The organism is Lentzea sp. NPDC004782 (assembly GCF_040609115.1).
In the GTDB taxonomy this organism is placed as follows: domain Bacteria; phylum Actinomycetota; class Actinomycetes; order Mycobacteriales; family Pseudonocardiaceae; genus Lentzea.
On record NZ_JBEXJN010000062.1, the window covers coordinates 40,805 to 55,340 of the forward strand.

At 70.9% G+C, this 14,536-nt stretch carries 13 protein-coding genes; 5 read left to right on the plus strand and 8 right to left on the minus strand.

Annotation, left to right across the window (positions count from 1 at the left end):
* Positions 1-37 precede the first annotated feature (37 nt).
* Entirely contained in the window at positions 38-802 is a 765-nt protein-coding gene (locus tag ABZV40_RS38420) for an SDR family NAD(P)-dependent oxidoreductase (protein WP_355453550.1), read from the minus strand.
* Positions 803-901: 99 nt separating this feature from the next.
* Here ABZV40_RS38420 and ABZV40_RS38425 point away from each other — a divergent pair, with 99 nt between their 5' ends.
* A complete protein-coding gene (locus ABZV40_RS38425) occupies positions 902-1,777 on the plus strand; it encodes a helix-turn-helix transcriptional regulator (protein ID WP_355453553.1) in 876 nt (291 codons plus the stop codon).
* Here ABZV40_RS38425 and ABZV40_RS38430 read toward each other — a convergent pair.
* Entirely contained in the window at positions 1,734-2,207 is a 474-nt protein-coding gene (locus ABZV40_RS38430; RefSeq protein ID WP_355453556.1) for a GNAT family N-acetyltransferase, read from the minus strand. The two genes, ABZV40_RS38425 and ABZV40_RS38430, sit on opposite strands and share 44 nt — an antisense overlap.
* A gap of 120 nt (positions 2,208-2,327) precedes the next feature.
* On the opposite strand from ABZV40_RS38430, the gene ABZV40_RS38435 reads away from it, so the two are divergent.
* From ABZV40_RS38435 to lnt, 3 genes are all read left to right on the plus strand, one after another.
* Positions 2,328-3,878, plus strand: coding sequence for a sigma-70 family RNA polymerase sigma factor (locus ABZV40_RS38435; RefSeq protein WP_355453559.1), 1,551 nt, complete (start codon positions 2,328-2,330; stop codon positions 3,876-3,878).
* A gap of 103 nt (positions 3,879-3,981) precedes the next feature.
* Positions 3,982-5,379, plus strand: coding sequence for a polyprenol phosphomannose-dependent alpha 1,6 mannosyltransferase MptB (mptB, locus tag ABZV40_RS38440; protein WP_355453594.1), 1,398 nt, complete (start codon positions 3,982-3,984; stop codon positions 5,377-5,379).
* A complete protein-coding gene (gene lnt / locus ABZV40_RS38445) occupies positions 5,366-6,841 on the plus strand; it encodes an apolipoprotein N-acyltransferase (protein WP_355453562.1) in 1,476 nt (491 codons plus the stop codon). The genes mptB and lnt overlap by 14 nt, the downstream gene beginning before the upstream one ends.
* 336 nt (positions 6,842-7,177) lie before the next feature.
* On the opposite strand, the gene ABZV40_RS38450 is transcribed toward lnt, so the two are convergent.
* The 3 genes from ABZV40_RS38450 to ABZV40_RS38460 all read right to left on the minus strand — a co-directional run bounded on the left by ABZV40_RS38450 (position 7,178) and on the right by ABZV40_RS38460 (position 10,284).
* Positions 7,178-8,098, minus strand: coding sequence for a helix-turn-helix domain-containing protein (locus ABZV40_RS38450; RefSeq protein ID WP_355453565.1), 921 nt, complete (start codon positions 8,096-8,098; stop codon positions 7,178-7,180).
* 178 nt (positions 8,099-8,276) lie between these two features.
* Positions 8,277-8,747 (minus strand): peptidase inhibitor family I36 protein, encoded by a 471-nt coding sequence (locus ABZV40_RS38455; RefSeq protein ID WP_355453567.1) that lies wholly within the window; start codon positions 8,745-8,747, stop codon positions 8,277-8,279.
* A gap of 100 nt (positions 8,748-8,847) precedes the next feature.
* Positions 8,848-10,284: a phenylacetate--CoA ligase family protein gene (locus tag ABZV40_RS38460; RefSeq protein ID WP_355453570.1), complete on the minus strand. Its 1,437-nt coding sequence runs from the start codon at positions 10,282-10,284 to the stop codon at positions 8,848-8,850.
* Positions 10,285-10,364: 80 nt separating this feature from the next.
* Between ABZV40_RS38460 and ABZV40_RS38465 the strand changes: the two genes are divergently transcribed.
* Positions 10,365-11,483: a glycosyltransferase gene (locus ABZV40_RS38465; RefSeq protein WP_355453573.1), complete on the plus strand. Its 1,119-nt coding sequence runs from the start codon at positions 10,365-10,367 to the stop codon at positions 11,481-11,483.
* Here the strand turns inward: ABZV40_RS38465 and ABZV40_RS38470 are convergent.
* The 3 genes from ABZV40_RS38470 to ABZV40_RS38480 are packed head-to-tail and all read right to left on the minus strand — an operon-like array spanning position 11,455 to position 14,468.
* Complete coding sequence (locus ABZV40_RS38470) at positions 11,455-12,732, minus strand: cation:proton antiporter (RefSeq protein ID WP_355453576.1); 1,278 nt, start codon at positions 12,730-12,732, stop codon at positions 11,455-11,457. The two genes, ABZV40_RS38465 and ABZV40_RS38470, sit on opposite strands and share 29 nt — an antisense overlap.
* A gap of 15 nt (positions 12,733-12,747) precedes the next feature.
* Complete coding sequence (locus ABZV40_RS38475; protein WP_355453579.1) at positions 12,748-14,025, minus strand: cytochrome P450; 1,278 nt, start codon at positions 14,023-14,025, stop codon at positions 12,748-12,750.
* Positions 14,019-14,468, minus strand: coding sequence for an alpha-hydroxy-acid oxidizing protein (locus ABZV40_RS38480; protein WP_355453582.1), 450 nt, complete (start codon positions 14,466-14,468; stop codon positions 14,019-14,021). The genes ABZV40_RS38475 and ABZV40_RS38480 overlap by 7 nt, the downstream gene beginning before the upstream one ends.
* Between the last annotated feature and the right edge of the window lie 68 nt (positions 14,469-14,536).

Below are 14,536 nucleotides of genomic sequence, written 5' to 3' on the forward strand. Positions count from 1 at the left end.
CAGAACGTGAAGCGGAGGTACCCACGACAGCGGGTGACTAGTCCCCGTGCGGGTCGGTGGCGTTGAGCACCGCCACCACCTGGTCGTAGTCGCCGCGCGCTTCGGCGTGGCGCAGGAACTTCACCCGCTCGACCTGGATCTCCCGCACGTCCGGCTGCGTCTCGATGATCTCCACGACCTCGGCGACGTACTCGTCGAGCGGCATGGCGTGGTCGTTGTCCGCCTGGCCGGGCAGCAGATCGGTCCGCACCGACGGCGGTTCCAGCTCGACGACCCGCACCGACGTGTCGGCCAGCTGCAGGCGCAGCGACTCGCTGAGCATGTGCATCGCGGCCTTGGAGGCGTTGTAGCTGGGCGTCACCTTCAGCGGCGCGAAGGCCAGACCGGAGGAGACGGTCATGATCGTGGCGTCCGGCCGCGTCTGGAGGTGCTCGACGAACGCGGCGATCAGCCGGATCGGGCCGAGCACGTTGGTCGTCACGATGTTCTCGGCCGACCGCAGGAACGTCTCGGGGCGGTGCCAGTCCTCGATCCGCATGACGCCGGCCATGGTGATCAGCACGTTCACCGACGGGAAGCGGGCGAGCACGTCCTTCGCCGCGGCCTGGACGCTCTCGGCGTCGGCGGTGTCGATCCGGACGGTCTCGACACCGGGGTGCTCGGCGGCGATCTTGTCGAGCAGCTCGGTGCGCCGCCCGCCGACGATCACGGTGTTGCCGCGCTCCCGCAGGGCGAGAGCGAGCGCCAGGCCGATGCCGCTGGTGGCGCCGGGGATGAAGACGGTGTTTCCGCTGATGTCCATGCACCGAGCTTCCGGCAGCGCGGGATCGGGCGGCAGAGAGCGCTCATCGGGGGATCGGCGATCCCTGGTTGGCGCGCGGAACACCTCCATACTGGACGGGTGGACCGTGTCGAGCTCGCCTCCTTCCTGCGCCGCCGCCGCGAAGAGCTCAGGCCGGAGGACGTCGGCCTGCCCGCGGGCGCGCGCCGGAAGGCACCGGGGTTGCGGCGTGAGGAGGTCGCGTCGCTCGCCGCGATGTCCACGGACTACTACACGCGCCTGGAGCAGCAACGCGGCCCGCAGCCGAGCGAGCAGATGCTCGCCTCACTGGCCCGCGCGCTCAGGCTGACCGATGACGAGCGCGACTACCTGTTCCTCGTCGCCGGCCGCAACGCCCCCTCGCCGCAGGTCACCGGCACGCACGTGGCGCCGGCGTTGCAACGGGTGCTCGACCGGCTCGACGACACGCCCGCGCTGATCCTGTCCAGCCTCGGCGAGGTGCTGGTGCAGAACCGGTTCGCCGAGGCGTTGTACGGCGACTCCTCCCGCTTCACCGGCCTCGCCCGCAGCGGGATCTACCGCTGGTTCACCGACCCCGGGGAACGGCTGATCTACCCCGAGCACGACCGCGACCGGCAGAGCCGAGCCCAGGTCGCGAACCTGCGCGCCGCGTACGCCGCGATGGGACCCAGGTCGCGGGCGGGCGAGCTGGTTCGCGTGCTGCACGGGGAAAGCAGCGAGTTCACCGCGATCTGGGAGCGGCACGAGGTCGCGAAGCGGTTCGAGGACCACAAGGTGCTCATCCACCCGCAGCTCGGCGAGATCGAGGTGGACTGCCAGGCGTTGTTCACCGAGGACCAGTCGCAGGCGCTGCTGGTCCTCACCGCGCCACCGCGCACCGAGTCGTTCGACAAGATCCAGCTGCTCGGCGTGCTGGGCACGGAGAAGTTCGTCAGCCCAGACGCAGGATCGTCTCCTCGATCTCGGCTTTCCTAGCCGACGCATAGCCGGTGTCCGTGCCGACGACCTCGAACCCCGCCCTGGTGAGCACCTTCAACGACCCGGTGTTGTCGCTGGCGACACGAGCGTGCAACGGCCGGGCGGTCACGCGTTCGAGCAGCAGCTGCACCGCCCGGCCGGCGATGCCCCGACCCCACACCGCGCGGTCGATCCAGTACGTGATCTCGAGGTCGCCCTCCATCTCGAAGCTCGCGATGGTGCCGACCATCCGGCCGTCGGCCAGGATCGCCAGGTTCGTGGTGTCCGGCCGAGCCCGCACCTTGCGCATGTGCGCGTCGAACGCCTCGCGGTCGTCGGGGTCCTCCGCGGTGAACGCGGCCATCCACACCGATTCCGGGTCGCGCATGAACTCGAACAACGCGTCCAGATCAGCGTCTTCGAGCTCTCGCAGGGTCACTTCGCTCATCACGTGGACAGTAGTCGTGTGACCTGGCTCACTTCTCGGCCCAGTTTCTGTGACCTGAGGTGAGACTGCCCGGTCTCCCAAGGCACACGGAAGTCGTCGGCGATGGTGAGGGTGTTGGACGTGACTGGTCGGGAGTGGCTGGGCCATTTGGACCTGGAGCAGGTGATCGCCGCGCAGGCCGGTGATCGCGAGGCGCTCGACGCGGTCGTCACGGCTTCGCTACCGCTGGTCTACAACGTCGTCGGGAGAGCCCTGTCCGCTGACGCCGACGTCGACGACGTCGTGCAGGACGCCATGTTCCGCGTCATCCGCGGCATCGGGTCGTTACGTGAGCCCGAGCGGTTCCGCTCGTGGCTGGTCGCGGTGACGATCAACCAGATCCGCGAGCACCACCGCCGGCGGGACCTGGCCCCCGCGCCGCTGGAGGAGTACGACCGGGCGGATCCGGGCGCCGAGTTCGTCGAGGTGGCGTTGTCGAGGCTGCACTTCGCCCAGCAACGACGGGAGGTCGACGAGGCCGCCCGATGGCTGGACCCGGCCGACCGCGAGCTGCTGGCGCTGTGGACGCTGGAACGCGTCGGGCAGCTGACCCGCGCCGAGGTGACCGACGCGCTCGACCTCGGCGCCCACGCGGTGACCGTGCGGCTGAGCCGGTTGAAGGGGCGCCTGGAGACGGTCCGGCACCTGGTGCGGGCGTTGTCGGCCGAGCCGCGGTGCCCGGCGCTGGCGCAGGCGGTGCAGGGGTGGTCCGGACAGCCCAGCCCGTTGTGGCGCAAGCGGCTGCTGCGGCACGTCGACGAGTGCGGGCAGTGCCGGCGCGGGGTCGACGACGCGATGCCGGTCGAACGGATCCTGACCGGTGCCGCGCTGCTCACCGTGCCCGCGGGATACCTGCCGCGGTTGCTGGAGAACCTCGACGAACCGGCGCTCGAACCCGTCGTGCACGCCGCTCACCTCGCCGAGGCGTCCGGCCCGGTCGCGCGGCTGACGGGTTTCGCCTCCACCAAGCCGGTCCTGGCCGTGGCGGGCGCGGCGGCGGTGTGCGCACTGGTCGGCGTGGTGGGCGCGGTGGTCCTGTTCCCCTCGGACCCGCCCGCTGCCGTGGCGATCCCGAACACCCCGCCACCCACGACGTTCACCTCGTCGTCCGTCACGGAATCGTCCACGACCAGCACAACCACCACCCCAACCACGACTACCACCACTACGACGACCACGACCCAGGCTCCGGAGCCCGTGCGCGTAGCCACACCGGAAGAACGCGTGCTCGCGATGATCAACGACGCCAGGGCGGCGCAGGGCCTGCCCGCGCTGACCGTGGACCCGGCGCTGGTCACCGCCGCCGACCGGCACACGAAGGCGATGATGAGCAACGGCTGCGGGCTGTCGCACCAGTGCGACGGCGAGAGCGGCCTGGGGGAGCGCGACACGGCGGCGGGCGTCAGGTGGAGCACGGTCGGCGAGAATGTCGGCATGGGCGGTCCGGTGAAGGACACCGTCGACGCGATCTCCAAGATGGCCCTCAACCTGACCCGGGGCATGCTCGACGAGAAGCCGCCGAACGACGGTCACCGCAGGAACATCCTGAGCAAGTCCTTCACGCGCGTCGGCATCGTCGTGGTCCGCGACGCCAGGGGAACTGTGTGGATGACGCACGACTTCGCGGGTTGACCGACTCAGGGCTGGAAAAGATCATCCTCTGGTAGTACGCGGGAACGCGACCCCAGTCGGACGCGTGACGATCTGTCCGGAAAGCACTGTCTCCTCCGTGCAGATGCCGTCGACTCTCGCGTACCGCAAGCTCGCACCGCTCACCGCCGGAACCCCGGACCTGCTGCGCTGGACGGGTTTCGGCGGTGCGGCGCTGCTGACCGCGGGAGCGTGGGCGGCCAGAGCGGTGCCGTTCGCGCTCGCCCTGGCCGTCACGGGCGCCGGGCTGGTGGTCCTGGCCTGGGCGCTGCTCGGCCGCGCCACCCCGGACGCGTCGTGGCTGCGCCGGACGCTGGCCTGGTGGTGCGCGCCGCTGCTGGTGGCGCCACCGCTGTTCAGCGCCGACGTGTTCAGCTACCTCGCCCAGGGAGAGGTGGCGGCCCGCGGGCTCGACCCGAACGTCGTGAGCCCGGCGGCAGGCGCGAGCGCGGAGGCCGTGGCACGGGTCGGGGTCTACTGGCGGGACACGCCGTCGCCGTACGGGCCGTTGTTCAGCACGGTCGAACGCGCGATCACCACCCTCACCGGCGGTGACCCGGTCGCGGGCGTCCTGCTGCACCGGCTGGTCGCGGTGCTGGGGTTGCTGCTGGTCGTGTGGGCGGTGCCGCGGCTCGCCGGGACGTCCGCGCGGATGGCGTTGTGGCTGGGCGTGCTGAACCCGTTGGTGCTGTGGCATCTCGTCGGCGGCATGCACAACGACGCGTTGATGCTCGGCCTCATGCTGTCCGGCACCGTGATCGCGTTGCAGGCCCTCCCGGACCTGAGGTGGTGGCAGTTCGCCGCCGGTGTCGTGCTGGTCGGCCTGGGAGCGCAGGTCAAGCTGCCCGCTCTGGTCGCGCTCGCCGTGCTCGGAACCGCCCTCGCCCGTCGGCTGGGCGGTGGCTGGGTCCGGTTCGTCACCGCCGGTCTGGGCATGGTCGCGGCCGCCGTCGCGTTGTCGGTCGTGACGTCGCTGGCCGGAGGAGCCGGGTTCGGCTGGGTGCAGGCGCTGGGGACGCCGTCGAAGGTGAACAGCTGGATGGCCCCGACGAACTGGCCGGGTTATCTGGCGGGTGCGGTGTTCGGCCCGGAAATCGGGCAAGCGATGATTTCCTCGGCACGGATCGCGGGGCTCGTGCTGATCCTGTGCGGGATCGCGGTGGTGCTGCGGCGCCAGCTGCGCGGCGGGGTCTCCGAGGTGACGGCGCTGGGAATGATGATGAGCCTGATCGTGGTGCTGGGCCCGGTGATCCAGCCTTGGTACCTGCTGTGGGCCGTGCTGCCGTTGGCGGCGTGCCTGCCCGCGGGTCCGTGGCGTACGCGCGTGGCCGTGCTGGTTGGTGTGTTCGCCCTGCTGGTGCCGCCGCTCGCGGGCAACTTCTCCGGACGCGTGCCGGAACTGGTCGCGGCCTACGCGCTCGGGCTCGCCCTGGTCGGTGGGGCCGCCTTCTTCCTGCGCCGGGTGCCCGTTGCGCAGAGCTGACCTCGCCCGCTACGGCGCCGCGGTCCTGGCCGGTGCCGCCCTCGCGTTGAGCTTCCCGCCACGCACGCTCTGGTGGCTCGCGGTACCGGCGTTCGCCGTGCTGTGGCTCGCACTTCGGCGGACGGGGGCACGCCGCGCGGCCGGCCTGGGCCTGGTGTTCGGGCTGACGTTCTTCCTGCCCCACTTGCTGTGGATCGAGCACTTCCTGGGTGACGACTTCGGCCCGTGGCCGTGGCTCGCCCTGTCGGCGCTCATGGCGCTGTTCGTGTGCGGTGTCTGCGCGCTCGTCCCGCTGGTCTCGCGGCTGCCCGCGGCGCCGGTGTGGGCGGCTCTGCTGTTCGTGCTGCAGGAAACCGCGCGCGGCCTGATCCCGTTCAACGGCTTCCCGTGGGGCCGGGTGGCGTTCGGTCAAGTGGACGGTCCTTTTGGACAGCTGGCGGTGGTCGGCGGCGCTCCGCTGGTGACGTTCGCGGTCGTCGTGACCGGTTTCGGCCTGGCGCACTGGCTGCCGCGTCCGCGGGCCGCCTGGGCGGTGCCGCCGTTCGCCCTCGCGCTCGCGGCCGGCCCGCTGATCTCCGTCGAGGCCCAGAACGGTCAGCGGACCATCGCGGTCGTCCAGGGCAATGCCCCCGACCTCGGACTGGGTCTGCTCGGCGCCTCGGACACGTTGCGCGCCAACCACCTGCGCAAGACCGCCGAGCTGGGGGCGTTGATCCACGGCGGCTCGATCCCGAAGCCGGACCTGGTGGTGTGGCCGGAAAGCGCGACCAGGACCCGCGACCGCGACCCGGTGATCGACCGCGCGGTCGACTCGCTGGGCGTGCCCGTGCTGGTCGGTGCCCTGCGCAACGGCCAGAACCAGGTCGTCGCCTGGCATCCCGGCACCGGACCGGGGCAGTCGTACGCCAAGCAGGAGCTCGTCCCGTTCTCCGAGCACATCCCGCTGCGCCCGCTGGCCCGCCTGGTCACCCCGTTCGCCGACCAGCAGGACATGCGGCCGGGCAGCGAGCCTGGAGTGCTGGACGTCGCGGGCGCCCGTGTCGGCGTCGGCATCTGCTACGAGGTCGCCTACGACCGCGTGCTGCGCGAGAGTGTCGCGGCCGGCGCCCAGGTCCTCGTGGTGCCGACCAACAACGCCTGGTTCGGCCGCGGCGAGATGACCTACCAGCAGCTCGCCATGGCCCGCCTGCGCGCCATCGAACACGGCCGCGCCGTCGTCGTCGCGGCGATCAGCGGCGTGAGCGCCGTCGTGCGCCCGGACGGCAGCGTCGTGCGGTCGACCGGGATGTTCACCGACGACCTGATGGTCGACTCTGTGCCGTTGCGATCGGACATCACGTTCGCCACGAGGTTCGGTGACGTGGTCCACGTGCTGCTCACCGCAGGGGCGTTCGGAGCGTGTCTGGTTGCTTTGTGGACGCGACGGCGAGCACGGTCGGCACCGGAGTCCCTCCCTCGCTGAACCGCGCCGGCGTCAGACCGGCGTCGAGGAACGCGTTCAGCAGGGCGGGCAACGGCCAGTGCGAGGCGCCGACCTTGTCCCGCAGACCCCGGTCGGTCCACGACTCCGTCGTCCAGTGACCGTCGAGATAGCCGGGACGGACCACCACCGCGGAGGGATCCGGCGTGGCGCAGCATCCCGGCGGACAGGCCGACGCCGACGGGTGTCCACCCCGGCTCGCGGACGGTCGCGGCGTGCACCCCGGTGCCGCGGTCCGCGATCTCGTCGTAGGCCGCCACCACACCAGTGGACATCCGTGGCGGCCGGAGCCGCCACGGATCCCGCGCCCGGCGAACGTCAGCCGGTGCCGAGCAACGCCGATCCCAGCACCGTTCTCTGGTGCAGCACCGACAACCCCTGCCTCTCCGTGGTCAGCAGCCCGGCCTCCCGCAGCACCGTCGTGTGACGGCTGACCGCGGAAGGCGAAGCCCCGAGCCGTTCGGCCAGCTCGGTGGTCGTCGCTCCGGTGCCCACCGCAGCCAGCACCGCCGAGCGCGTGGTCCCCAGCAACGCGGCGAGCGCGCCAAGCTGGCGCCGTCCACTCGCGAGCTGCCACTGCCAGGTCCAGTCGTGGTGCACCGGGTACACCACGGTCGGCGGCAGTCCCGGATCGGCGAACGCCACCGGGGTCCGGCGGCAGAAGTACGACGGCACCAGCCGCAACCCGCGCCCGTTCAGGTGCAGATCGCGGTCGCAGGCGTACTGGACCTCCAGCACCGGCGGCCGCCAGTTCATCAACGGCCACATGCCGTGCAGCAGGCTCTCGACCGAACCGTCCCTGCTGCGGTGCGTCCGATCGGTCTCGATCGCCTCCTCGATCAGGTCGCTGTACGGCTCGATCACCGCGGCGTGGTACCGCGCGAGGGCCCCGGTGAGCTCCGCGAGCGCGCCGTCGCAGCCCTCCGCCAGCGGACGGGTCCAGCCCGGCGTCGGGCTGACCGCGGCGAGCAGCCTGAACTCCTCGCGCAGCCGTTGCCGCGGCGTGGCCCGGATGGCGGCCAGCGCCGCACCGAGACCGTCCGCGCCTTCCGGCGGTGTCAGGAAGTCCGGGAAGTACGGGCCCAACGGCGACAGCACGGACAGCAGCCGCACCCCCGAACGGACCACCTGCCGGTCGCGACAGCGCCGGACGTCACGCAGCCAGGGCTCCAGCAGAACCCCGCTGTTCCCTTCGGTCAGCCGCAGCCGGCTGAACACCATCTCCCAGAGCGGATCCACCCTTTCTGCTATCTGCGTACGCTCCAGATCACCGGTGGAAAAATGGATGCGCAACACAGCAACCTCCCCAGGCCAGGTCACCGTGGGAAACATTACCTGCCGTGTCACTCCGCCGAATTCCGCAACGAGAACCGGGCGCGAGGCCATTGCCCCGCGCCCGGTTGGAGTGGTCGACGGGTCAGCCGCAGCGCCCGTTGGTCCACTGGTGCGACCGCACCTGGTACGTGCCGGCCAGATCGCCCTTCTGCCCCTGCCTGGTACAGCCGATCCGGTCGTTGTAGCCGGTGTTGCGGTAGAAGACGACGCCGGTCAACGACGAGGACGTGCCGCGGTTGTAGACGGACTTGACCTCCTTGGTCGTCGCCCAGGAGCACTTGACGGTGCCGCTGGTCCAGTCCGGGTCGGCCACGTCCCACATGCAGCGGCCGCCGGTGCCGCCGAAGCCGTTCCAGAAGCAGACGTTGCCGGTGTTGCAGTCCCAGGCGGCCAGCGCCTGACCCGTCTCGGTGTCGTAGGCCGCGCCCACCGCGCCCACCGCGGCCGCCGCCGGGGCGACCGGAGCGGCCTGCGCGCTCGGAGCCGCGACCCCGACGACCATGAGCAACGCGACCGGAACCAACGCCAGGAAAACACGCCGAACGAACCTCAAAGGATTCCTCCCTCACCCTGTGAATGAATTCGGCCGACGTCACCCTAAGCGGGGAGAGGAAGTCTGGAAAAGCTATTGCGTCGTGCCGCAAAACCTCATTTCACGACCGTCGGGTGTACCTGTGTTTCACGCCGGCGGGGAAGTACTCGGGATCGCCGGCGGGCCGCAGCACCACCTCGGGCAGTTGCCGTTCCGCCGGGACGTAGTGCGCGAACTCGCTGTTGAGCCGCACGAGCTGGTCCCTGATCGACTCCGCGACGGCCCGTGCGTCGGCGGTTCGTCCCGGCGCGGTCTCCACGGTGATCCGCAGCGTCCGGTCGCGGTCGGCGTCCTCGACCGACTCGATCACGAACTTCCCGGTCACCGCGTCACTGACACCCGGCTGTTCGAGCCCGACGGTCACGTTTTCCGGGTACACGTTCGCGCCGAAGAACGACACGGTGAACAGCGACCGTCCGAAAAGGAACACGAACGGCAGCTCCGGTCCGGGCGGAGGAGTGAAGCCGTGCTCGGCGCAGAACGCCAGCAGCTCGTCGTGCGTGAAAACACCGCCCTCGTCGGCGATCCGGTACCGGATCAGCGGAATCCCGCCGTCCGCGGTGAACACCAGCGTCCCGTCGTGCACCTCGAAGAACCGGCTGGCCGGGTCGTACTGCACGAGCGTGGGCAGCCGCGAGTCGCCGAACACCTCACGCGCGAGGTCGGGCCTGAGGGCGAAGAACCGCCGGATGCCCACCGACAGCGCGGTCTCGTTGCCCAGCACCCCGGAGTCCGCTGTGCCGTAAAGGGAAGCGACGTCGCGCACGGGATCGGCGATGCCCGCCCGTTGTGACACCAGGTCCCGCCACTGCTCGCTGAACACCTCACCGGCCAGCACCAGCTTGATCCGGTGCGCCGCCCAGTCCACGCCGGGGGAGTCGATGACGTCCTTGAGGAACGGCGGATAGCCGAGCAGCACGACCTGCTCGAAGTGCGGCGCGAGCTCCGGCAGCACCCGCAGGATCTCGGCCTTGTTGTTGCCCGGCGCCACGACCGTGATCGGGCACCCCTTGGCCGCCAGATGCCGGACGCAGGCCTGCGTGAACAACCCGCCGACCCACGTGCCCAGCGGGAAGCACACCACGGCCAGCGTCGACCGTTCATCGGCGCCGAACCCGTCCACCAGCACCTGTTCGAACCGCCGCGCCACGTGCAGCTCGTCCTCCAGCGCCCGCGGCCAGACCGTCGGCCGGCCGCTCGACCCGGACGACACCGCGATCATGTCGCAGCCCGCCAGCGTCCCGTTCCGGCACAGTTCGGGCAGCGGGTACCGCTCGTGGTAGCTCGGTTTGTCGAGCAACGGCAACCGCTGGAAGTCCGCGAAGGTCTCGATGGTCGCGGGCTCGATCCCGTTCTCCCGCAACAACTTCCGGTACGCGGGCACGGTCGCGGCCGTGTGCCGGAAGAGGTCGAGCACCCAGCTCCGCGACCGTGGCGGGGCAGGGGCGAAGAAGTCGTCGAACGCCGCGCGCACCCGGTTCTGCCGATCACCGTCCATCGGCCGAGCCTATCCCAGCGTTCATAATCTCTATAACTTCAGTGTAGACTGAAACTTATCTTCTGCGTAGGCTCTGGGAAGTGCGCATCCTCTTCTCGTGCCGACCGGCCTACGGACACCTGTTCCCCTTGATGCCGCTCGCCCGAGCGGCGAGGGACGCGGGCCACGACGTCGTCTTCTCGACCGGCCCGAGCTTCGTCGGCAAGGTGCGTGACCTGGGCTTCGAAGCGCACCCGGCAGGTGTCTCCATCGGGGAGGCCGAGGCGGAGGCCCGCAGGCGGCACGGGGACGCCGACGTCGTGACGATGCTGATCGCGATGTTCGCCGACGTGCTGCCGCGGGCGACGGTCGCGGACCTGGCGCCGTTGCTGCCGCGGCTCCGGCCGGACCTGGTGGTCTACGAACAGAGCGACGTCGGCGCCGCGAAGGCCGCGCGGGAGGCCGGTGTCCCGTTCGTGTCGCACGTGATCGGCAGGTCGATGCCGTCCGCGATCCTGGAGATGGCGGCCGCGGAGATGGCGTGGATGTGGGACGGTGACGAACCCGCGGACCTGATGCTGGGCGACACCGCGATCGACATCTGGCCGGACGCCGTGCGCGATCCGGAGGTCGCCAAGCTGCCGCGGGTGATCAGGCAGCGGCCGGTGCCGTTCGACCTGGACGTGCCGATGCCGGAGCTGACGTCCGGGAAGCCGCTGGTCTACCTGACGCTCGGCACGGTGGCGTTCGGTGCCGCGGACGTGCTGCGGGCCGCGGTCGACGGCCTCGCGCGCCTGCCGGTCGAGGTGCTGGTCGCGGTCGGACCAGGCGACCCGGCGCTGCTCGGCGAGGTGCCGGCGAACGTGCGGGTCGCGGGGTTCGTCCCGCAGGCCGAGGTGCTGCGGCGGGCGGAGCTGGTCGTGCACCACGGCGGAACCGGCACGGTGCTCGGGACGCTGGCGGCCGGCCTGCCGCAGCTGGTCCTGCCGCAGGGTGCGGACCAGTTCGTGAACGCGGACGCGCTGACCGAGGCGGGCGCGGCGAAGAAGCTGCTGGGGGAGGAGATCACCGCGGACGCCGTCGCCGAGGCCGCGGGCCTGCTGCTCGACGACCCGGCGGTGCGGGACGTCGCGGTGAAGGTGGCGGGGGAGATCGCTCGGCTGCCGGCACCCGCCGAGGTCGTCGGCCGGCTCACCGCACTGGCGCGGGAGTCGGCTTGACGTCCGCTCGGGCCTCCAGGTGGTCGGGCAGTGAAGCGCGGTAGATCGGCATCGCGGCGGCCGTGGTCACGATCGCGACGGCGACGAGGATCGCGAACATCTCCGGCGTCACCAGCCCGTACGCCAGGCCGATGTTGATGAAGATGAGGATCATCAGGCCGCGCGCGTTCATCAGGCCGCCGACGGCCGAGGCGTAGCGCCAGGAGTAGCCCTGCGCACGGACGACGAGGCCGCAGCCGAGGTACTTGCCGGCGAACGCGGCGAGCATGATCACGGCGAGCGGGAACCACAGCCGCCCGCCCGCGCCGAAGCCGGAGACCTGGGTGTTGAGGCCGCTGAACGCGAAGAACACGGGCAGCAGCAGGATCGAGTTGAGGTCGGTGAGCTTGGTTTCGAGCTCGTGGCGCACGACGGCCGACTTGGGCATCGCGAGGCCGGTGATGAAGCCGCCGAACACCGAGAAGACGCCGATGTAGTCGGTGAACCAACCGGCCAGCAGCACCACGAGCAGGATGACGGCCGTCAGGTCGCGGCTGAGTTTGCCGTCGCGTTCGGCGCGTTCGCCGAGCTTGGCGAGCCACTTGCGGCCGACGGTGAGCATGAGGCCCGCGAAGATCGCCGCGCCGATGATCGTGCGGAGGGCGCCGGACGCGCTGCCGGAGGCGCCGACGGCGATGATCAGTGCGAGGAACGCCCAGGCCACGGCGTCGTCGATGGCCGCGGCGACGAGGGTGAGTCCGCCGATCGGGGTGTTGGCGATGCCGCGTTCCTGCAGGATCCGGGCGAGCATGGGGAACGCGGTGATCGACAGGGCGCCGCCGACGAACAGCGTGAACACCCACAGGCTCGCCCCCTTGGGGCTGAGCGAGTCGAAGAAGATCACCGCGGTGCCGGCGCCGAGCAGGAACGTCGGCACGATGCCGGACACGGCGAGCACGGAGGCCTTGCGCGCGTTGGGCCCGGTGGTCAGGCCGTGGTCCAAAGAGGACCCGACGAGGAACATGTAGAACGTCAGGCCGATCGTGCTCAGCACGTACAGGGTGCTTTTGACGTCGGCGGGGAAGAGCTGGGCCTGCACGCCGGGTGCCACGGCGCCGAGCAGGGCGGGTCCGAGCAGCACGCCGGCGACCATCTCGCCGACGACCCTGGGCTGCCTGACGAGCATGGCGAGCCGCCCGCACACGGTGGTCGCCGCGAGCACCACCGCCAGTGCGGCGAAGACCTGCAACGCGAAGTGGATCTGGTTCACCGGGACCTCCTGGGGTCAGTGCCGGGCCGGGCAACCCTGCGTGTCGAAGTAGCGCTTCGCCGGTTTCAGGCGGTGGGCGTGCAGGACCATGACCGTGCCGAGGACGAGCTGGACGACGCTGCGCCAGACGTCCTCCCAGCGGTCCCGTATGCGCATCCGGGTGAGCTGCCGGTGGGGGACGGAGCCGTCGCGGACGAGCAGGCACGGGCCGCGGTTGGGCAGCGATCGGGTGTGGGACGCGGAGGAGTGCAGTGTGACGCGGCGCAGCACTTCTCTCGTGGCCGCGCGCATGATGATCGGGGCGAGTCGCCAGGCCGGGCAGGGGCGGTTGGTGGCCACGCCGAACGGGATGTGGTGTTCGCGGCGGGTGGCGGTGTGCTCCCAGCGGCCGGGGTCGAACTCGTCCGGGTTGGCGTAGCCGGTCGCGTGGTAGGCGGGGTAGTCGAAGCACAGCACGGAACCCGCGGGGAACGTCGTGTGCTCGTCCAGCTGGATGTCGGCGGTGGTGATGCGGTGCGCGATGCCGAACAACGGGTAGAGCCGGAAGGTCTCGTCGAGCACGTGGGCGAAGTACCTGTCGTCGCCGATCCGTTTCGCGACGTCGGGGTGCTGGGCGAGCGCGAGCAGCAGGTGCGCCATCGCCTCGGACATCTGCACGACGGCGGTGTTGAAGTACGTGCCCTGCAGGTAGTGCACCTGCTCGGGCTCGGACAGGGTCCGCGGCAGCGGGTGCCGGACGTCGGCGAGCCGTCCCGCCAGGTACCGGGTGAGGCGGGCGCGGCGGGCGGGGTGGCGCAGTCCGGTGCACTTCAACGAGGTCACGACGTCGTCGGCGTGCGCGACGATCAGGTCACGTGCCGCGCGGGGGCACGGTTCGCCGAACACCAGCTCGTAGAAGTACTCGGCCCACACCGGCATCATCAGGTCGCGCAACCGGACCCGCGTCACCGGTCCGGTGAGCACCTCGTCGAGCACGTGCCGGGTGCACCGGGTCGCCGCGTCGAACAGCTCATCGCCAGGCCCTGCGAGGAATCCACGCGTCGTGCGGGCGACGTCGTCGTAGCGCGGCCCGGCTTCCAGGTGTTCCTGGTGGACTTCGGGGCCGGGGGAGAGCCAGTACCAGAACAGGTCCGACAGCCCGGCGCCCTTGCTGCGGCCGTTCGCGGCCGGGTGGCCGTAGAGCTCCTCGAACCGGTCGGGGCCGACCTGGTCGTTGGGGACGGTGATCGCGTTGTCGCCGTTGACCTTCTCGAACACCTTGGCGCGCAACGCGACCACCAGCCCGCTCAGCACCGGACCACCACCATGTCGCGGCTGAGCCGGCCTCCGCACAGCGCGAGGACGTGCGTGAACTCGTCGTGCAGCACGTCGAGCACCCGGCGCACCCCGGCCGACCCGTCGGCGGCGAGTCCCCAGAGCACCGGCCTGCCGATCCCGACGGCCGATGCCCCCAGCGCGATGGCCAGTGCGATGTCGCCTCCGCTTCGGACACCGCCGTCCAGCACGACCGGCACCCGTCCGGCGACCGCGTCGGCCACCGCGGGCAACGCGTCCAGCGCCGCCGGCACGACGTCGAGCTGGCGGCCGCCGTGGTTGGACACGAAGATCCCCGTGCCGAGCCCGGCCGCGAGCTCCGCGTCGGCCGGGTGCAGGATTCCCTTGAGCCACACCGGAAGCGACGTCGTCGGGGGGGTCCGCAACACGTCCGCCCACGAGAACGCCCCCCACAACAACATTAGCAGGGCCGGCGTTGCCCGCACGTACCGCAAGATAAGCGCCCCCCGGCCCGCGGGCCGGGGGAGGG

Excerpts from the sequence above, each read along its gene's own strand:
- ABZV40_RS38420 (WP_355453550.1), bottom strand. The coding sequence starts at position 802 with ATGGACATCAGCGGAAACACCGTCTTCATCCCCGGCGCCACCAGCGGC.
- ABZV40_RS38430 (WP_355453556.1), bottom strand. The coding sequence starts at position 2,207 with ATGAGCGAAGTGACCCTGCGAGAGCTCGAAGACGCTGATCTGGACGCG.
- mptB (WP_355453594.1), top strand. The coding sequence starts at position 3,982 with ATGCCGTCGACTCTCGCGTACCGCAAGCTCGCACCGCTCACCGCCGGA.
- ABZV40_RS38460 (WP_355453570.1), bottom strand. The coding sequence starts at position 10,284 with ATGGACGGTGATCGGCAGAACCGGGTGCGCGCGGCGTTCGACGACTTC.
- ABZV40_RS38480 (WP_355453582.1), bottom strand. The coding sequence starts at position 14,468 with ATGTTGTTGTGGGGGGCGTTCTCGTGGGCGGACGTGTTGCGGACCCCC.